General features: G+C 46.5%; 19 protein-coding genes. 7 read left to right on the forward strand and 12 right to left on the reverse strand.

Annotated elements, in window-relative coordinates; translation table 11 throughout:
- The first annotated feature begins 105 nt into the window (after positions 1–105).
- Positions 106–1,368: a tetratricopeptide repeat protein gene (locus tag QRD89_RS17825; RefSeq protein ID WP_008639959.1), complete on the forward strand. Its 1,263-nt coding sequence runs from the start codon at positions 106–108 to the stop codon at positions 1,366–1,368.
- Between the two features lie 31 nt (positions 1,369–1,399).
- On the opposite strand, the gene QRD89_RS17830 is transcribed toward QRD89_RS17825, so the two are convergent.
- The gene (locus QRD89_RS17830; protein ID WP_008639961.1) at positions 1,400–2,275 is read right to left on the reverse strand and encodes a 5'-3' exonuclease; all 876 of its coding nucleotides are present in this window, start codon (positions 2,273–2,275) and stop codon (positions 1,400–1,402) included.
- Between the two features lie 194 nt (positions 2,276–2,469).
- Between QRD89_RS17830 and exaC the strand changes: the two genes are divergently transcribed.
- Both exaC and QRD89_RS17840 read left to right on the forward strand, forming a co-directional pair.
- Positions 2,470–3,990 (forward strand): acetaldehyde dehydrogenase ExaC, encoded by a 1,521-nt coding sequence (exaC, locus tag QRD89_RS17835; protein WP_286095941.1) that lies wholly within the window; start codon positions 2,470–2,472, stop codon positions 3,988–3,990.
- Between the two features lie 23 nt (positions 3,991–4,013).
- Positions 4,014–4,382: a DUF779 domain-containing protein gene (locus QRD89_RS17840; RefSeq protein WP_008636865.1), complete on the forward strand. Its 369-nt coding sequence runs from the start codon at positions 4,014–4,016 to the stop codon at positions 4,380–4,382.
- A gap of 74 nt (positions 4,383–4,456) precedes the next feature.
- Here the strand turns inward: QRD89_RS17840 and QRD89_RS17845 are convergent, their stop codons facing one another.
- Both QRD89_RS17845 and QRD89_RS17850 read right to left on the reverse strand, forming a co-directional pair.
- Positions 4,457–5,170, reverse strand: a complete 714-nt coding sequence (locus QRD89_RS17845; RefSeq protein ID WP_286095942.1) for an alpha/beta fold hydrolase — start codon at positions 5,168–5,170, stop codon at positions 4,457–4,459.
- Positions 5,167–5,898 (reverse strand): hypothetical protein, encoded by a 732-nt coding sequence (locus tag QRD89_RS17850; RefSeq protein ID WP_286095943.1) that lies wholly within the window; start codon positions 5,896–5,898, stop codon positions 5,167–5,169. The genes QRD89_RS17845 and QRD89_RS17850 overlap by 4 nt, the downstream gene beginning before the upstream one ends.
- A 127-nt stretch (positions 5,899–6,025) precedes the next feature.
- Between QRD89_RS17850 and QRD89_RS17855 the strand changes: the two genes are divergently transcribed.
- The gene (locus QRD89_RS17855; protein ID WP_008636861.1) at positions 6,026–7,033 is read left to right on the forward strand and encodes an NADP-dependent oxidoreductase; all 1,008 of its coding nucleotides are present in this window, start codon (positions 6,026–6,028) and stop codon (positions 7,031–7,033) included.
- A 92-nt stretch (positions 7,034–7,125) separates the two neighbouring features.
- Here QRD89_RS17855 and QRD89_RS17860 read toward each other — a convergent pair whose 3' ends face one another.
- The 4 genes from QRD89_RS17860 to QRD89_RS17875 all read right to left on the reverse strand — a co-directional run bounded on the left by QRD89_RS17860 (position 7,126) and on the right by QRD89_RS17875 (position 10,833).
- Entirely contained in the window at positions 7,126–7,941 is an 816-nt protein-coding gene (locus tag QRD89_RS17860; protein ID WP_008636860.1) for an STAS domain-containing protein, read from the reverse strand.
- A gap of 157 nt (positions 7,942–8,098) precedes the next feature.
- The gene (locus QRD89_RS17865) at positions 8,099–8,467 is read right to left on the reverse strand and encodes a thiol-disulfide oxidoreductase DCC family protein (RefSeq protein ID WP_008636859.1); all 369 of its coding nucleotides are present in this window, start codon (positions 8,465–8,467) and stop codon (positions 8,099–8,101) included.
- Between the two features lie 33 nt (positions 8,468–8,500).
- Entirely contained in the window at positions 8,501–10,231 is a 1,731-nt protein-coding gene (pabB, locus tag QRD89_RS17870) for an aminodeoxychorismate synthase component I (protein WP_286095945.1), read from the reverse strand.
- Positions 10,228–10,833: an anthranilate synthase component II gene (locus tag QRD89_RS17875; protein WP_286095946.1), complete on the reverse strand. Its 606-nt coding sequence runs from the start codon at positions 10,831–10,833 to the stop codon at positions 10,228–10,230. Before QRD89_RS17875 ends, pabB begins: the two co-directional genes overlap by 4 nt.
- A gap of 177 nt (positions 10,834–11,010) precedes the next feature.
- On the opposite strand from QRD89_RS17875, the gene QRD89_RS17880 reads away from it, so the two are divergent.
- The 3 genes from QRD89_RS17880 to QRD89_RS17890 are packed head-to-tail and all read left to right on the forward strand — an operon-like array spanning position 11,011 to position 13,725.
- Positions 11,011–12,363: a sensor histidine kinase gene (locus QRD89_RS17880; protein WP_026577777.1), complete on the forward strand. Its 1,353-nt coding sequence runs from the start codon at positions 11,011–11,013 to the stop codon at positions 12,361–12,363.
- A complete protein-coding gene (locus QRD89_RS17885; protein WP_008636853.1) occupies positions 12,341–12,961 on the forward strand; it encodes a response regulator in 621 nt (206 codons plus the stop codon). The genes QRD89_RS17880 and QRD89_RS17885 overlap by 23 nt, the downstream gene beginning before the upstream one ends.
- Before the next feature lie 41 nt (positions 12,962–13,002).
- Positions 13,003–13,725 (forward strand): Bax inhibitor-1/YccA family protein, encoded by a 723-nt coding sequence (locus QRD89_RS17890; protein ID WP_008636852.1) that lies wholly within the window; start codon positions 13,003–13,005, stop codon positions 13,723–13,725.
- Between the two features lie 118 nt (positions 13,726–13,843).
- On the opposite strand, the gene galU is transcribed toward QRD89_RS17890, so the two are convergent.
- The 5 genes from galU to QRD89_RS17915 all read right to left on the reverse strand — a co-directional run bounded on the left by galU (position 13,844) and on the right by QRD89_RS17915 (position 19,262).
- Positions 13,844–14,737, reverse strand: coding sequence for a UTP--glucose-1-phosphate uridylyltransferase GalU (galU, locus tag QRD89_RS17895; RefSeq protein ID WP_008636851.1), 894 nt, complete (start codon positions 14,735–14,737; stop codon positions 13,844–13,846).
- A gap of 24 nt (positions 14,738–14,761) precedes the next feature.
- Positions 14,762–16,294, reverse strand: coding sequence for a glycosyltransferase family 2 protein (locus QRD89_RS17900; RefSeq protein ID WP_008636850.1), 1,533 nt, complete (start codon positions 16,292–16,294; stop codon positions 14,762–14,764).
- A gap of 305 nt (positions 16,295–16,599) precedes the next feature.
- On the reverse strand, positions 16,600–17,064 hold the full coding sequence (locus QRD89_RS17905; protein ID WP_286095948.1) for an NUDIX hydrolase: 465 nt from the start codon (positions 17,062–17,064) through the stop codon (positions 16,600–16,602).
- A gap of 36 nt (positions 17,065–17,100) precedes the next feature.
- Entirely contained in the window at positions 17,101–18,369 is a 1,269-nt protein-coding gene (locus tag QRD89_RS17910) for a sensor domain-containing diguanylate cyclase (RefSeq protein WP_286095949.1), read from the reverse strand.
- 176 nt (positions 18,370–18,545) lie between these two features.
- Complete coding sequence (locus QRD89_RS17915; RefSeq protein ID WP_286095950.1) at positions 18,546–19,262, reverse strand: CAP domain-containing protein; 717 nt, start codon at positions 19,260–19,262, stop codon at positions 18,546–18,548.
- Between the last annotated feature and the right edge of the window lie 54 nt (positions 19,263–19,316).

Genomic DNA, 19,316 nt, shown 5'->3' on the forward strand with positions numbered 1-19,316 from the left:
GTGCTCCCAAATCAAAAAAACCAACCTATACACTCGGAAATGATTTGCATAGAGGTTTTTTTTGTTATAATGTGTATACTTGGCGGCCAAAAGGGAGTTGTGAACATGAAAGGTACGTTGATTAAACAACATCGCAAATTCAAGAATATGACATTGGAAGAATTAGCTTCTGGAATTTGCTCAGTATCCTACTTAAGTAAAATTGAACACAACACAATAAACGCCAGTGACGAGATCTATCGTTTATTAGGACAACGTTTGAACATCAAACTGACCGATATTAACCAAGACTTCGATGAACGTATATATCAGGACCTTCTTGAATGGCACGAAGCAGCACAGATGAGGGACTTTCCACTAATGAAGAAGATGAAGGAGAAGTGCAGAATCTCCCTTGAGGACAATAAGAACATTCTGCTGGTCAACCTTTTCAACGTCATTCTGGTAAGGCATGAAATGACGATGACTGGAAACCCGATTCCTGAACAAACGCTTAAAGAATTGAAAGATATCGTGCAGGATGCTTCCAGTGAATACAGATTTTTCTTCTACAAAACTGTCGGTATTCATTACCTCCTTCAAGGAGAATTACGTGAAGCACTTCGGCATTTCCGTGAATCAAAGCGGTTAATGTCTACCCTTCCTTGGAAAGAAGGAGAAGTTTATTACCATCTTGCGCTAACCTACTCTAAAACAAGGTCCTATGTAGAATCCACTTACTATGCTTTTCTAGCCTTGGAAGAATACAAGTCCAGTCTCCATTATTCACGAATGGTGGATAATTACATCATCATCGCCATCAACTACAATTCCCTGGGAGTATTGGAAATTGCAGAAGAATTTCTACACAAAGTTTTAAAAGTGGCAAAATATCATCTTCCCCCCGTGGAACGAAGGCGCATCTATCACAACCTCGGTACCAACTACATCTACCAAGAGAAATATGACCTGGCCTTTGAATATTTAAACAAAGCTTATGAAATCCCTACAGAAGAAAGGGACTTCATATCAGGTACCATCTATCTCCTTGCGCTTACCAGCTACCAATCCGGAGATATGGACTTGTGTAAGCAATACATCAGAGATGGGGAAATAGAATCCGAGAAAGATGGACTTCTTAAATTCCAACATAAGTTTTATATATTGAAGAACCGCATCCACGGAAAGACCCGTGACGATGCTTTCATCGATAAATTAGAAAACGAAATCATCCCTGATTTTCGCAGGCTGAACGAATACAAGGACTACAAGGAAGCAGTGGAAATGCTGGCGAACCTGTATTATCAAAAACGAATGTACAAAAAAGCGGCAACGTACTATAAAGAAGCCAACAACTACAAACTTACGCAAAAAGCTGACCTTGTATAAAAAAAAACGGAAGCAATAGCTTCCGTTTTTTTTATACACCGACGATGTTCTTCTCCCAGTTTTTAAACTCCAGCTCCTCAAACTTCGCTTTCATCTTACCATCATCAATGTAGAACAAAGCATCATCTAGCGAACAATCCACGTCCGCTTCACAATGGATGGCTGCGAGCTTCCGCGACAGATGAAGCATATCGAGATTCTGTTCAATTTTCGTCTTTTGTCCTTTTGTAAGAGCCTCGATATTCTCAAGGATTCCCTCGATGGTTTCATATTGGAGCAGCAGCTTCAAAGCCGTCTTCTCCCCTATTCCCTTAACGCCTGGATAATTATCGCTCGTATCTCCCATCAACGCTTTCAAATCGATCATCTGTGCGGGGGTAATCCCCTTCTCCTCTAAGAAGGAGTCTTCATGATATTCCGCATAATTGCCGTACCCCTTCTGAAGCAGCACGACACTTACATTCGGTCGAAGCAATTGAAGAAGATCCTGGTCCCCTGTGAGCAGGAAAACTTGGGAATGCTCGCTGTACACACGGCTGAGCGTCCCCATACAATCATCCGCTTCATAACCGACCTGTCCAATGTTCGGAATATCCAGTGAAGCCACCACTTCCTTCGCAAGGTCGAATTGTGGAATCAACTCTTCCGGTGGTCCTCCGCGGTTCGCTTTATATTCTGGATACAAATCGTTACGGAACGTTTTACTGCCCATGTCCCAACAGCACACGACGTGTGTCGGCTGATACGTGTCGATCGCACGGAACAAATGCTTCATCATCCCATATACAGCATTCGTAGGGGTACCTTTGCTGTTGATCATATAGTAATTACTCATCGCTGTCGCATAGAAAGCCCGGAATAAGAGTGCCATTCCGTCGACGAGTAAAATTCTGTTTGTAGTCGTCATCTTACCCTCTCCTTTATAAACCTATTCCCATTATAACAGGGATAAGCAGTCGTTCGTATCAAAATATTCTCCCCCATCTGCTTAAAATTGACAATTTTCTGATAAAATGATACGTTCAAGGAAAGCACCTGAGTAATTACATAACTTAATTTGTAAGCGTTTGCATTAAATTAGAATCGGGAGGATGAATGAAAATGGTCTATGCATTTCCGAACACAGAAGGCTCTCCGGTACAATTCAAAGAACGCTATGATAACTTTATCGGAGGAGAATGGACGGCACCCGTTAAAGGGCAATACTTCGAAAACGTCACACCTGTGACCGGCAAATCCTTCTGCCAAGTAGCTAGGTCGACAGAAGAGGACATAGAACTTGCACTGGATGCCGCTCATAAGGCGAAAGATGCCTGGGGGCGGACATCTGTGACCGAACGGTCGCTCATCCTGAACAGGATTGCCGATCGTATGGAAGAGAACCTTGAAAAGCTCGCCGTCGCAGAAACATGGGAAAATGGGAAGGCGGTTCGGGAAACGCTGAATGCTGATATTCCTCTTGCTGTAGATCACTTCCGCTACTTCGCTTCTGTTATCCGCTCTCAAGAAGGAACCATCGGCGAAATTGATGAAGATACGGTCGCTTATCATTTCCAAGAGCCGCTTGGAGTCGTCGGGCAGATCATTCCTTGGAACTTCCCGATTCTGATGGCGGTTTGGAAAATTGCACCTGCACTTGCTGCCGGGAATGCTATCGTTCTGAAGCCGGCGGAGCAGACGCCTTCTTCTATCCTTTACCTGCTGGAAATGATTGAAGACCTGCTGCCGGCTGGTGTATTGAATGTCGTAAACGGCTTCGGACTGGAGGCAGGCAAGCCGCTCGCCCAGAGTCCGCGTGTCAACAAAGTCGCCTTTACTGGTGAAACGACGACCGGGCGGATGATCATGCAGTATGCATCCCAAAACATTATCCCGGTAACCCTCGAGCTTGGCGGAAAATCACCGAACATTTTCTTCGAGGACGTCATGAGGGAAGATGATGACTTCCTTGATAAGACAATAGAAGGAATGGTGCTATTTGCATTAAACCAGGGGGAAGTCTGTACATGTCCTTCCCGCGCCTTGATTCAGGAGTCTATCTATGACGAGTTCATGGATCGTGCTGTCAAACGGGTGAAAGAGATCAAGACAGGCAACCCGCTCGATCCGGAAGTAATGATGGGAGCCCAGGCATCTTCTGAACAATTGGAAAAGATCCTCTCTTATCTGGAGATTGGTAAAGATGAAGGTGCAGAATGCCTTGTCGGAGGAGCCCGTAATGACATCGGCGGCGACTTCAAAGAAGGATATTATGTCCAACCGACCATATTCAAAGGAAACAACAATATGCGCATCTTCCAGGAAGAGATTTTTGGTCCTGTGTTATCCGTAACGACCTTCAAAGACAAAGAAGAAGCAATGGCCATTGCCAATGACACCCTTTACGGCCTTGGAGCCGGTGTATGGACCCGTGATATGAACACCGCCTATCGTTTCGGTCGTGGCATTGAAGCAGGACGCGTGTGGACGAACTGCTATCACGCCTACCCTGCCCACGCAGCATTCGGTGGATATAAGATGTCCGGAGTCGGCCGGGAAAACCACAAGATGATGCTGAGCCATTACCAACAGACGAAGAATATGCTCGTAAGCTACAGCCCTAAGAAACTTGGATTCTTTTAATCTGAAGCAAAGGAGGAATGACCATGGTGGAACGTGTGAAAGCGACAGCGGAGACGTATGAACTGCTGAATAAGCTGAAAGCGAAGCACGGACCAGTCATGTTCCATCAATCCGGGGGATGCTGCGACGGCAGTTCTCCTATGTGTTATGAAGAAGGGGATCTTTTGATCGGTAGTCAGGATGTGCTGCTCGGCAGCATTGATGATACGCCCTTCTACATGAACAAGAAGCAGTTCGATTATTGGAAGCATACGCAGCTGATCATTGATGTCGTGGATGGCCGGGGCGGAATGTTCTCCTTAGAGGGTGTAGAAGGCAAGCGTTTCCTGACGCGGTCCCGGGCCTTTACAAAAGAGGAGCTGGAAGAACTGAAGGAATCCGAGTCCGTCTAGATCAATTCCACGAAATGGATATCGAGGCAGTCTAAAAAGAGGAAGGAATCCAACCTTCCTCTTTTTTTATGCTTCTAGTAATCTTCCAATTCTGAGAGAAAACGTTCCAGTAGATTTATATACCACTCCGGCTGGTCGTTATGGACCAGGTGCCCGGCAAAAGGGAGGACAGCTGTATGGATGTGATCATAGCCGGAAAAGAGGTAAGCTGCTTTCACTTCCGGTCCATTCTGTTCTCCGGCAAGGTAAAGCGTCGGAACTCCAATTCCCGGCAAAGCCTTCGTTAAGTAAAAAGGATACCAGTTCTCTTCCCTGGATAGATAGATCAGCTCCCGCCAATTCGTATTATGGAGCTGATTAAAGTATTGAACAAACGCTTCTTCCCGCAGGAGCTTCCGTTGATGGTCGACTTCCTGACGGTGCATGTCGCTCCACTTCTTTGGTTTTACTGCTTGAATTCCGGAAATAGTAAGGCTCTTTACGCATTCCGGATACTTGCAGGCAAAACTGAGAGCTGCGAGAGATCCTAACGAACTGGCAGCTATATGTACCGAATCTAATTTGAGTCCGTCCAGTGTTTCCTTTAAATCCTCGCCTGCGTCTTCGAAGTAATTGGTAAAATCACCGCTGAATGAATTCCCGTGTCCCCGCAGATCAGGTCTAATTACCTTAAAGGACTTACTGAAGTGCTCTGCATGCTTTAGGAAGTCACTGCTGCCTGTCTGAAGACCGCTGTGCAGAAATACAAGCGGATCGCCTTCTCCTTGAATATTGGTGTACAGCTTCATTTTCCTTCTCCCCTTTTTCTCCATTCATAAAGGTATTTCCTTCCCGTCTGGATTCCACCTGCTTTACGGAACACTTTTCTCATCGGTATGTTCCCAGCACTTGTCGAACCCACACTATAAGACGCTCCAAACTGTTCTTTTAATAGATGCAGCCCTTGTACATACAAAGGCAGACTTTTCTCCCTACCTCTTTCCTCCGGTACGAGACCGAAATAAAAGAACCTGCCTTCCCCTTCTTTTCCCGGCTCAAGGTGAGGCATGAGGACACCGATCGGTTCCTCTTCCTCATAAGCGATCAGGCAGCTGTCCCTGTAAGTTGGGCCGAGTTCATTTGCGACATTGCGCATCTGTTCCTCCATCGACATGGTGGAAGGGGCATTGGGGGAGCCGGCCATCGTTCTCTGCCATGTCTTTTGAAACACGTGCGGCGGGACATCATGGATGGACCTCAAGATAAAGAGAGAGAATTCCTTTCCCAGCTTATCCAAATCGAAACGCACGAAGATTTTTTCTTCCAAGAAGGTAAATCCGAGGTTCTTCAACCGGGTTTCTACCGTATCATTCATTGCAGAAAGGAGGACACGGACGGAGGAACACCTCCAGATGGAAGCGTCCTTGGACAAAGCTTCCAACACCTCCAACCATTCCTCCGGATCCTCCTTTACAATGGATTCAATAACGATGAAGGATTCCCCCTGTATGTAGGACGCCTTTTCCTTCCAGTTCATAGACCCACTCCTTGATCAGTGAAAAGTAAAAATAGAATTAATAGTTCAACTTCCTTTGATATGAGCGGATGATTTCCCTCTCGGTAAATTACGAGTTACCATTAAAAATATGAAAGGAAGTGTTAAGATGAATCGTGAAATTCAATTAGTTCAAAGACCTGAAGCTGTACCAACACATGAACATTTCAAAATGGTCGAAACACAAACACCGGACCCGCAGAATGGAGAAGTACTCGTCAAGCTGCTCTACGCATCTGTAGACCCATACATGCGAGGCAGAATGAATGATACGAAATCCTATGTTGCGCCGTTCCAACTAAACGAGCCACTAGAAGGCGGCGTGGTTGCGGAAGTCGTAAAATCAGAAAGCGATGCTTTGAAAGAAGGCGACGTCATCACTGGAATGCTTCCATGGAAGGAATACGTGATTGCCAAGGCCGATCAAGTACGTAAAGTAGATACAAGCCTGGGGCCTGTGACAACATCTCTTGGAATTCTAGGTATGCCTGGATTGACGGCTTACTTCGGACTCATGGATATCGGCCAGCCGAAACAAGGCGAAACACTTGTCGTATCCGGAGCTGCCGGTGCCGTTGGTTCCGCAGTCGTCCAAATTGGTAAGATCCAAGGACTCCACGTTGTCGGAATCGCCGGATCTGATGAGAAACTTGCCTACGTGAAAGACACGCTCGGCGCAGATGAAGTTATCAATTATAAGAAAGAAAACGTTGCGGAAGCTTTAGAGAAAGCATGCCCGAACGGTGTAGACATCTACTTTGATAACGTAGGTGCCGACATTTCTGATGCGGTTTATCCGTTGCTTAATAAGTTTGCCCGCATTTCTCAATGTGGTGCCATCGCTTCTTACAACGTACCGAACGACCAAGGCCCGCGCATCCAGATGCACCTGATCAAATCCAGTGCGCTTCTTAAAGGCTTTACTGTAGGCGACTATGCAGATCGTTTCTCTGAAGGATTCGAATACTTGTCCAAATGGGTGAAAGAAGGAAAGCTCACCTATGAGGAGACGATTGTGGACGGTTTCGAGAATCTTCCTGATGCATTCTTCGGATTGTTCGAAGGGAAAAACCTTGGTAAACAACTGGTGAAAGTTTCTGAACCATCTTCTAAATAAAAGATAAGACAAGGGCCGTTGGAACAGTTCCAACGGCCCTTTCATTATAAAACAACTTTCACCCTTTTCCAATTTAAGGGTGTTGCAGACTGCTAGACATGTCTGTACATTCCGATTTCCTCCAAAGCCTGGTGCAGCCCAGCCTTAGTATGGACGTGAGCAAAGTCAATCCCCATATCCACCAGCGCTTTTGCCGTTTCCGGACGCAGACCTGTCAATGTTGCGTGGACGCCGACAAGCTCGAGAGCATGTACGACCTGATAGATATAATGAGCAACCACTGTATCGATGACCGGCACTCCTGACACATCGATAAAAAGAAAATCCAAATCCAGTACGGTACTTTTATCAAGTGTGTGTTCCATCATCCACTGCGCTCGTATCGTATCGACTTCCCCGATTAATGGCAGTACAGCCACTCCTTCCGTAATCGGTACGACGGGCACAGATAACTCTTCCAGACGCGTCTCTTTCTTTTCTGTCTCTATCCGGATATTCTCTAAATAAACCTGACTGAAGTATAAGGCGACCTTGTCGATCAACGGATTGACAACTTTACATACTTGAAGAATCGAACTCGGGGAGAACCGATTGCCTTCGATCTGGGTTTCGAAAACTTCCCAAAGAGCCCGGCGGACAAATCCGATCGTCTGAAGTGATTGATCCAGCGAGATACCGGCTTCCACTTTCCTCTCCGCCGCCTCTTCCGCCCAACGAAACACTTTATCGTCTACTTGTCCGCTCCCATTCAGAAGCGCTTCTCCGAGATAAACGAACAGTTTCTCCCAGGCAGCTGTTTTGTTATACCCTCTCGGAAATTCCGATCTCCCAATCTCTTCCACCTTGTCTGAGAGCATAACATGGTCGTTTATTAATTTCTCACCGATATACATGTACTCCGTATTCATCATGCATACTCCTCGCGCGATTATTATTTTGATATAACAAATGTAACATAGATTACCTCCCTTTTAATCCCTTTAAGAGAAGAAAAATAAACTTTATGAACAAAAAAAAGCATCTTTCAAGAATGGAATTCTCCTTGAAAGATGCTCCCTTACCTGCTTATTCATATCTAGGGATATCATAGCGTCCGAACCATTGGTGGCGATGATCGGAAACGAACCGGTAGAGCGGGGAACCGATGGTGCTCATCCCGGGTAGAGATAACAGTATACCGAAAACAGAGAACAGCGGAAGGGCCAGCAGCAGTTTGCGGATTGTATGGAACCCCTGAACGATTTCTCCTTCTTTCGTCAACATATGAATCTCTTCCAGAACTGGTCTTCCTTCCAGATAAGGATACCTGTCTGTTTTCTCCGTTTCCTGAACAGATACCCATTTAATACGATTCTGCCAATCGAATGCTCGGAAAGTCTTCTTCACATAGAAACAGAATGGACACTGTGCATCATAAAAAACAATATGTTTCATGACCCCAAACTCCTTTGTTAACCTATGATCATCCTATTCAAAATCCACCCGAATCCACCCACGCACGCTGTTGACCATCCAAACTTCTTCAAAACCGGAGAGGGATGGTTTCTCCAGCACTTTCTCCTCGATCACTCCTTCATCGAGCAGCTTTGCTCTGAATGTCCCGGCAAGCAATCCACTGGAGACTGGAGGCGTATAATACTTCCCCTTATCCTTGACAACGAGATTAGCGAACGTAAATTCCGTCAATTCCTCTCTGGAATTCCACAGTAAAGTGGCGAACATCCCCGGTTTCTGATGCTGTTCGTAAACAGTCCTGTGAGTCGTCTTATGATAAAGAAACGGATCATCCTCATCCACCGCCTGATCGGCAACACCGCAGACGACAGGCCCATGAGGCGGGTCAATAGAATGTACTTCTACAGTACTCTCCCCGTTTCTATCCACTAGTAAACGGACTTTAAAGGCTCCATGCGGATGAAGGTGCATCTGCTCTTCCAGCTTGCTATTCACCGAAGATTCATCCAGACGAAAATCAAAATAATCTGCTGAGTGGCGCAATCTTTGAAGGTGGTAAGAAAGCAGACCTATCCTTCCATCCTCCAGGCGCATCGTTTCCAAAAGCCGGAATTCAGGACGATTTTCCTTCAGCAGTCTCGCTTTCGTATGAAGTTCTTCATACTCTCCCTCCGACGTTGAATCCCACGTCACTCCGCCGCCTGTACCATACACGGCCTTATCCCCTTCCAACATGACCGTTCGGATCGGTACGTTAAAGACAGCCTCTTTCTTTGGTGTCATATATCCGATCGCACCACAATAAACGCCTCGCGGGGACAATTCCAGCCGGGAAATATACTCCATCGTACGAACCTTAGGAGCACCAGTGATCGACCCGCATGGGAACAACGCTTGAAAGATGTCACCCATGCGGCAGATGTCAGGAAGCTCCGCTTCTATCGTTGATGTCATCTGATGAACGGTGGGATATGTCTCCACATCAAACAATCTTGGCACTCGTACCGAACCAGGACGGGCAATACGGCCGACGTCGTTCCGGAGCAGGTCAACGATCATCAAGTTTTCCGACCGTTCCTTTTCTGATTCCACCAACTGCCTCTTCCTCTGTTCATCCTCTTCATAAGTTCTCCCCCTCGGAGCCGTACCCTTCATCGGTTTTGTCGTGATAGTCGAACCGTCAATCCGGAAGAACAGTTCCGGAGACGCAGACAGGACGCGTCGTTCTCCCATATGCAGATAAGCACTGTATTTAGAGCGCTGATTTTCAACTAGCTGACGGTAAAAAGCATAGTCCTCCCCTTTAATCGCCGCTCTTAATCTGGTCGTATAGTTCACCTGATAGGTATCTCCACGCTCAATTCCTTCCTTGATCTTCCCTATCCCTTCTTTATATGTCTCATAATCACCGATCGGCTGCCAATCAGAGACAGAGAAAGAACCGCACCTGTCTTGATCGCCACTGTCTTCCACAGGACCATCATAGACGCCGAACCAGACTAAGGGCCAATCTGTCTCCGTGTGAACAATAAAGGACTCGTCAAAGGCCGGAGCTGCCTCATAAGCAACATACCCAGCGACGTAGTACCCCTGATTAAGCAGCTCGTCTACTCGTGCAAAGATCTGCTGGACTTCTTCCACACTCGCTGCGGTCAAAACTTCAAGAGGATGCCGGAACCATTGAGGTGTGACCTTTCCTTCCTTGTCCGCAAACTCAAACAACAGGGAGCCTTCTTCGATCATATGCCGGCCACTTCCAAGGTCGCACGTTTAAAAACAACCGCCTGACGATACGCACGCTCAAGCATCTCCATCCCAAACTCCGTCAGAATCGATTCCGGATGGAACTGGATCCCTTCAACAGGCAGTTCACAGTGCCGGACAGCCATAACTACTTCATCCTCTGAGACCGCACTAATTTCAAAGACTTGCGGCAGCCTGCTTGTGGATGCTTTCAGGGAGTGGTAGCGGGTCACCTTAATCCGCTCCGGAAGATCACGGAAAATCGTGCGCCCGTCATGTGTCATTTCCGTCACTTTCCCGTGTACGGGCTGCTCTCCCTTTTCAATCACCCCTCCAAAATGCTCCACAATCAGCTGATGACCAAGGCAGATGCCGAGAATGGGAATGGTTCTGCTGCAAAGGGTAAGAACTTCCTTGGCTACACCTGTTTCTCCCGGATTTCCAGGACCTGGCGCCAGCACAATTAGTGTGGGGTCCATTTGCTGTACCTCTTCCGCTGTCACTTCATCATTGCGGAAGACGCGGACATCCTCCTCCATTGTTTGAAAATATTGGGCTAAATTATAAGTAAAAGAATCATAGTTGTCGATGATCACAATCATAAGTGTCGTTCACCTTTCATCCTCTTTTTTTGAATCCATTATACTATGCCTGCAGAAGATTGGTAGGACCGATCTTCAAAATCTCTTCCCTTCTGCCCTTTATTGGAAAAAAGATCGTAAAAAGCAGTAACCTGTATTAAAATGTAGAGAAAGATATACGATGATTAGGGGGATATCATGTTCAAAGAAGTCATACACTCGAAGAGCATCTGGCTGCAGGTCGCTCTCATCCTCATCGGTGCAACGATGCCGCTCTGGCTCACGGTCGAACGATCCGGGCTCGCATCCGTCCTTGAGGATTTGGATGAGACGCCTTCCGGAAGCACCTTAATGCTCGCCGCCTTCGGACTCGTCTTATTAAACACCATCAGGGCTCTTCCTCATTACCTTGGAGCCTTACTGCTTGGAGATGAGCTCGGGGATAAGTTACAGCGCCCGTGGCTGAAAGTAGTCATCCCGCTTCTTATCATTCCTCTTGTCTATGCTGTCATCAACGGGTATAATTCCATAAACTATTATTTTGGCGGACCGGCTCTTTTCCTACTCGTCTCCATTTCCATTCTTCACTTTCTCGGAAAAGGAAGGCTGCGGCCGCTGTTCAAATCGATTTTGTTCATTCAACTGCTGTTCGGAGCCCAGTGGCTTGATATGGTTCTGTTCCTGACCGCTTTCGGATTCGGCGGCGGGGAGATTTCTCTTCAGGTGAAGGCAGCAGCGGAAGCACTCGGGTTCGGAACGACACTTAATTTCTACAGCCTCGTTTTCTTCCTTGTTTTTGTTACCAATGCGACGGTTCTGGGCGTTTATTTGATCGTCTCAGAACAGCGGACAAAAATGAGGCAGGATCTCGATATCGCCCGCCTCGACATGGTGGAATCAAGATCAGGACGGGAAGCTCTGCACCTAGTGCATGACTTGAAAACACCTTTATCCTTAATGGAAGGCTTAAATTCTCTCATCCAGATGAAAACGCAGGATGAGGACATTCGGCAGTACACACAGAAGATTTCCGCCTCCATTCAATCCACCAGTGATATGGTCTCGGAAATCCTCTATCATGAGAAGAAGAATTGGTGCTCTTTGAAGACGTTCATCGAATACGTCCGAGCCAATAAATTATCGGATGAACCGATCTATCAATTTGAATTAGAAGCGAAAGAAACGATTGAAATTTATATTAACAAGATACGAATGACGCGAGCGCTGGTGAACTTGATAGATAACGCAAGCGATGCCGTCGCCGGGAAGCAGGACGCCAAAGTCATTATCGCCACTAAGGTATCCGGTAGTAACATCCAGATCGGTGTCAAAGACAATGGGCACGGGATCAGCCAGGCAAATATTAATAAAATATGGAATGCCGGATACAGCACCAAATCACACCCAGGCGTCGGACTGACCTTTGTAAAGAATGTCGTTCAGGAACATGGCGCTGACCTTTCTATTGAAAGCCAGCAAGGGGAAGGAACAGCATTTTGGATTCATTTACCGAAGGAGAGAGTACGAGATGAAAATATTGATCATGGATAATGATGAATCACTGCGGTATATGCTGACAGAGTTTTGCAGGCATGCCCAGTGGGAATCGGATACTGCAGAGAACGGCCGTCAGGGAGTGGCTAAATTCCTGGAAAATTCCTATGACGTCATTCTGGTAGACTATCATATGCCGGAGATGGACGGACTTCAAACCGTACGGGAGATCCGCAAACACAATTCGGTGGTACCCATTCTTGTATTGACGGTGGATGAACGGCAGGAGATCGCAGACAAATTCCTGGAAGAGGGAGCGACGGATTTTGCCTTAAAACCGGTAAAAGCACCTGATTTGATTTCACGAATCAAGCTTCATGCCCAGATTGCCAACATGAAGCTCGTACAAGAGGACGAAGAGGATGTCTTTACCGCGAAAGGTATCAGCCGCGGTACGCTGCAGTCGATTTCCGATTTTCTCAAGAAAAACAAAGAACCGTATCCGGTCGACTATATTTCCAAAGAGATCGGATTGGCCTATCCGACGGTTTATCGTTATCTCATGCACCTTCTGGAAGAAGGAAAGGTCAAGCAGGTCGTCAGTCATCAAAAGATCGGCAGACCAAAGAAATTGTATCAGTGGTACGCTCATTGATGCAGGGAACGATCTCATATATCGTATAAAGGAGGAAGAACATGCGCAGTGGAAATCCCATTTTAAAGAACGATACGTTTCAACGCCGGGGTGAGATGGGCGCGACGATGACCCTAGGGGGTACAGTAGCGAAAATCGCACTCTTATTCCTTTTCTTATTAGGAACAGCTTTCTATACATGGTACCAATATACTCAAGGCGTCGACGTAACGATGATGATGATGATCGGAGTGATCGGCGGATTGGTGTTCGCCATCATAACAGCATTCTTTCCTAAAGCGGCACCCGTAACAGGGCCGATCTATGCGGCATTGGAAGGTTTCTTCATCGGCGGTATTTCAGCCTTTGCCGAGGGAGCATACTCGGGGATTGTCATCCAAGCCGTTAGTCTCACCTTCGCCGTTATGGCAGCTCTGTTGTTCCTTTATGCCACAAGAATAATCAAAGTGACACGCAACTTCCGACTGATGGTCGTTTCCGCGACGTTCGGAATCCTAATTGTTTATTTGATCAATTTCATCATGAATTTCTTCGGTGCCTCGGTCCCCTATCTTCATTCCAGCGGACCTGTAGGTATCGGAATCAGTTTGTTCATCGTAGCGATTGCCGCACTGAACCTTGTTCTCGACTTCGATTTCATCGAGCAGGGAGTCAACCGTGGTGCACCGAAGCACATGGAATGGTACGGAGCCTTCGGTTTGATCGTAACGCTCGTATGGCTCTACATTGAAATTCTAAGACTCCTTCAAAAAATAAGACGATGATTACTAACAAAGAAGCAGCCCCATACCGGGGCTGCTTCCAGCAATTTTTATAGGACAGGGCTGCGGATAATGGAACGCTTTCCAAGAGGCGATCCATTATCCGCAGCTTTTCTATAATTTATAAGACGCGCAGCTTCTGTTCTTCATGAAGGGCGACGACGTCCCGCAGATAGGCAAGCAGTTCATCCTTCAGCTCTTCGCGCTCCAGAGCGAAATCGATGGTCGTTTGGACGAAACCGACCTTCTCCCCAACGTCATACCGGCGACCTTCCATATTCCAGGCATACACGGGATTGGTACGGTTTAACCGATCAATCGCATCCGTCAGCTGCACCTCTCCCCCTGCCCCAATCTCTTGTTTATCCAAATAAGCAAATATTTCCGGAGTAAGTACATAACGGCCGATGATTGCGAAATTGGATGGAGCCGTCCCCTGCACCGGTTTTTCTACAAAACCACCGACCTCAAACTTCCTTCCCGTGTTGGCTGTCGGAGCAATTACTCCATATCGGTGGGTTTCTTCGGGGGCAACCTCCTGGACAGCGATTACAGATGCTCCCGTTTCATCGTAGACGTCCATCAACTGCCGGATACCCGGGTAATCGGACCTCACAATATCGTCTCCCAACAAAACCGCAAACGGCTCTTCACCAATGAACTTCCTTGCACACCAGATGGCGTGCCCCAGTCCTTTCGGCTCTTTCTGACGGATGTAGTGAATATCAGCAAGCCCTGAGCAGTATTGCACTTCCTCCAGGAGCTCCCACTTGCCTTTCTTCTTCAAATTGGCTTCCAGCTCGAAGGCGTGATCGAAGTGGTCTTCAATCGAGCGTTTCCCTTTCCCGGTCACGATGATGATTTCCTCAATGCCGGCAGCTATTGCTTCTTCTACGATATACTGAATGGTCGGCTTATCGACAATCGGCAGCATTTCTTTCGGCTGGGCTTTTGTAGCAGGAAGGAACCTTGTTCCGAATCCAGCAGCAGGAATGATCGCTTTTTTAATGTTCATCGTTCTACCTCCTGGTTTATGGGATCAAGCCGTATGTCTTCCTCTTAATGTCCAAATCTGATAAAGCATCAGTAATGACGTGTACACGGTAAGGAAGGTCAAAATTGTCCAGCCTGCATCCAAGTATGGATAAACAGCCGTTTGAACCTTCTCACTGGTAAAGAAATCCCTGTGTGTAACGGCTACATAAACGAGTGCACCGATCAAGACAATGACTGCGAGCATCCCTTCTACAATCTTACTCTTCGTCTGCCCGCGCTCTGCATTGTACTGGACTGCCCATCCATCCTTCTTATGGGCCGATAACTTACCAAGCCAAACGTTGGAGAAGGTGATGAAGTTTACCCATAAATAAATCTCGGGGCTGATAAGCAGCGCCGCCAGAATCACATCAACCGGCCTGTGCATCGGCGTCTTCAGAGCAAGAATCGTATTAAGGATCGAAGCAAGCGCAACAGGCGTCAACCATATCCACGCCCAGTAAAATTGATCGGTCGTAATAGATACGAGCAGAAGGGTAAAGAAGATAAGACGGATGGATAGATCAATCATCGTCTTGATTTGTGACCGCCAGATTTTCGCCCTGTGCTTTGATTTCACCCCGATATCGTTATTCGTAAGTAATTCGACCGTTCCTCCCTGCCACTTATTACGCTGCTGACGAAACGTATGATAGGACCTCATAGCATCAACGAAGCAGCGGGCTTTGGGACTGATCAAAGTCTTCCAGCGTTTCTGTATCTGCCATGTAAGCAGCATATCCTCTACATCACTTTCATCCTGCCATGGACCGTCGAGTTTGTTCTCGTCTACGATATCCTGCAGCGCTTCCGGACGGAACAGGGTCGCCTGACCTCCAAGAACGTATGTGCTTCCTCCCCTGTATTGCAGATCGAGCAGCCAGCTCGCCATGTCCTGCTTCTGCTGGTGCGTCCACCATCTGGTCACAGGACCTCCATACTGACCGCTCGCCAGAAGTTCTTCATAACGAACGTCATCTTTCGAAAGCAGGCTCTTCTTCTTAGGCATTCTCATCGTGTACTTGGCCATAACTCCACCGATATTACGAGCACTCATCAATCCTTCCCAGAGTTCTGCAAGAGCATCCGGAGCAAGACGACTGTCCGCATCCATACCGAGGATGGCTTTGACCGAACTCTTATAATATTCTTCATAGATTGTCGGTTTTTTGTTATACAAGTCCAGCGGATCGCCATAAATACTCTTCCAGGCAGAATTCAATGCTCCAACTTTGCGTTGTTTATTATTCTCCGTTGTCAACACTTTCAAGTTGAGGTTGAACTCTTCACCGGCAAGGAGTGCGATTTCTTCTGTTCTGTCAGTACAGTTATCAGCAATGACGATGACGTCCAATTCCACATCTTTCGGCAGGGTCTGGTCCCCGAGTCCTTCGAGGCAGTCACGAATCGACTTTTCTTCGTTATGTGCAGGAATGAAGGCAGTGATACGAGGCTTCATGTACGTATGTCTTACACCAGAAATATTCAATGAGGGGGATTGTTCGTTTACATTAGGAATAGTCACTACATTTTCCATATCTTAACCTCCTGATTTTTCATGACGGAGTCCAACAATGACACGTCCAAAACGATGGGTGGAAGACCGCCTCCTCTGTTCGTTTTAACGAATGTTACTTTGATTATAAGATATTTTATGAAAGTGTCAAAGCTAAAATTCCCCCATAAATCCTCTATAACGAACATAAAATGCGTGTTTATGCCTTATTTTCTCAATATATCTACTTTTTTCTTAATTTATCGACAAAACCCTTTCATTATAGTGAACAGACAACTAAAAAAAGAACCCTTAAGGGTTCTTTTTAAAAGAATAGGAATGATTTTTTATCCGATCACCGGAGGCTGTTTTTGTAAAAAATCCTCAATGAACAACCTATGCTTTTCAAACATTTTCTCAGGCAGATCGTGCAGAGGAAAGAATCCTACATCCAACGTCTCGCTGTCCCCTTCATTCAATTCCCCTTCAAAATCTCTGCAGGTAAAAAGAATTTGTACGAGGGCAGCCTTGTCTCCATTTGGGAATGTCTTATGTAAGGAGGTTCCTGAGTAAACACCGAACAATTCCATATTCCCGAGATCCAGTCCTGTTTCTTCTCTCGTTTCCCTCCTCGCTGCATCTTCCACAGTTTCGTCCATTTCCATAAAGCCCCCCGGGATCCCCCAACTGTTTGTATCCGAACGGAGCTGCAGCAGGATTCTATCCTGTTCGTCAAGAACGAAGACCCCGCTCACTGTCATAATTACCCGCTGCTGTCCGACCATAGAGCGTAAATAACGGATGTAATCCATATGTATTCCTCCTTGCTGGTTCACGCCTTCCAGTTATCACCTGTCTTCTTCCGTAGAGACAGAAATTCTGCTTCTTCCTCGTTCTTTAGCGTCATAAAGGGCTCTGTCCGCCCTCGTCATCAAATCATTCCTGTCCCGTCCGTGATCTGGGTAAATAGAAATCCCTATAGAAGCACTGATATGGATAGCGCGGCCCTCTTTGAAGATAGGTTTCGTGATACTGTTCATGATCCGATCGGCCACTTTATTCGGCTGATCACCCGATGTTATACTGGTAAGCAGGATGACGAACTCATCACCGCCGAGCCTGGAAAGTGTATCAGAATCACGCAGCTTCTGTTTCACACGTTTGGTGAAGATGACAAGTATTTCATCTCCGATCTGATGTCCATACCTATCATTGATTTGTTTAAAGTTATCTAAATCAATGAAAAGGAGAGCAAGCATAGACTGATCTTCTTCCGCCTGTTCGAGTTCGCTGTTCAACTTATCAAAAAAGTACCTTCTATTTGCTACATTGGTAAGTTGGTCATAATAGGCCATCGTCTTCAGTTTTTCCTGCTGCATCCTTCGCTCGGAAATATCCCGGCACACGGTTTGTACCGCCTTTTCTCCGGAATAGTGTACAAGTCCCCCGTGTACTTCCACTTCCATGCATGTGCCGTCCACTTTGACTAGTTGACGTTCAATCGGTCCCTTAACCTCCAAACCGGCAAACAGACGCCTGAGACGGTCCCTTATTTTCTCCTCGTTTTCCCCTGAGAAATATCTTTTTATATCCTGTCCATACACGTCTTCCGGTTTATTCACCCCGATCATATGAACGGCCGTCTGATTAATATAGACAATTCTATCATCCTGATCGTGAACGAACACTGCATCCGGCGACGTCTCTACGAGAGAACGATAGCGGTACGCATCCTCCATCCACATCTCTATTCTGCCGGCACCTCTCCTCGCTTTCCCATCTATGGAAATGCAATAGACGGCCTCCGGTTTCATGCAATATAATTGATAAGGCTCCTGAAATGGGGAAGAAGGTTCTTCGGCTATAGGTACCACCTGTCCGTTCTTTCGATCTGCCGCTTCACACACACGACACAGATGATTATACATTGCTGCGTGGTCCGTTTTCTTCAGGATGTTCCCTTCCATCCCGGGGTACCTCTCCAGCAAACTGGGGTTCACATAAAGGAACAGAAAACAGTCCTCCTCCTTCTTCACAATCGCTATACCGTCTTCCAATTGTTGAAAAAGGCTTTTCATCCATCTCTCGTTTTTAAACAGACCGGGGAGGTTGTCCATGCAGTTACCCTTCTTTCTTTATCTTCAATTAGTAATAATAAATAGTCGCTATAGAATTATAGCACTTTATAACGAATAAAAACTATTGTGATCTGCATATTTCACCCAATTTTCTAAACAATCAGATATATATAACAAAAAAGCAGAGCACCTCGATTTCGTGCCCTGCTCTCTGTTTATTTTGGTGTCATGAAAAGCTGCGTCCAATACGTTGTGTACCTTCCATCACCCTTCACATAACCGACACCGATATGCGTAAAGTCTTTGTGAAGAATGTTGGCACGGTGGCCGTCACTGTTCATCCAACCTTCCACTACCTGTTCCGGCGTCCTTTGACCTGCAGCAATATTCTCACCAGCTGCCCTATAGTCGAAATCAAACTGGTTCATCATATCAAAAGGCGAACCGTAAGTCGGCGATTCGTGGCTGAAGTAGTCTTTATCCGATAAATCCTGCGATTTAACCTTGGCCATACCGCTTAACCGATTATCTATTTTTAACGGGGCAAGGCCGCGCTGCTCCCGTTCTTCATTGACAAGCGCTACAACTTCCTTCTCGAACTCATTCGGTTGATAATCGTCGATGGACCCTTCCTCAGCTGCCGGCTCTGCCTGTGTTTCCACACCATTATTTTCCGCCTGCGGCTGCTCCAATTCAGAGTCCTCTACGTATTTCCATTCGATTCCGTCAAAGAAAGAGCGTAGATCCTCCCCGAATGTTTGAACTTCCTGTTTCACATCCGTACCTTCGACCAGGCCCTGAATATGACGGGTCACCTTCTCATACGATTCTTTCGGGTTATCTTTCCATTTCCATATATCTTGAGCAGAGACAGGGGTTGCAACGACGATGATGACAAGTAAAGCAATCAGAAACAATAGTAACTTTCTCATGGTGGTTGTCTCCTCGTTTAAATAGTATAATCAACTTCCGTGTCACGGCGTCTG

This window comes from Halobacillus sp. ACCC02827 (assembly GCF_030291935.1).
Taxonomy (GTDB): Bacteria; Bacillota; Bacilli; order Bacillales; family Halobacillaceae; genus Halobacillus.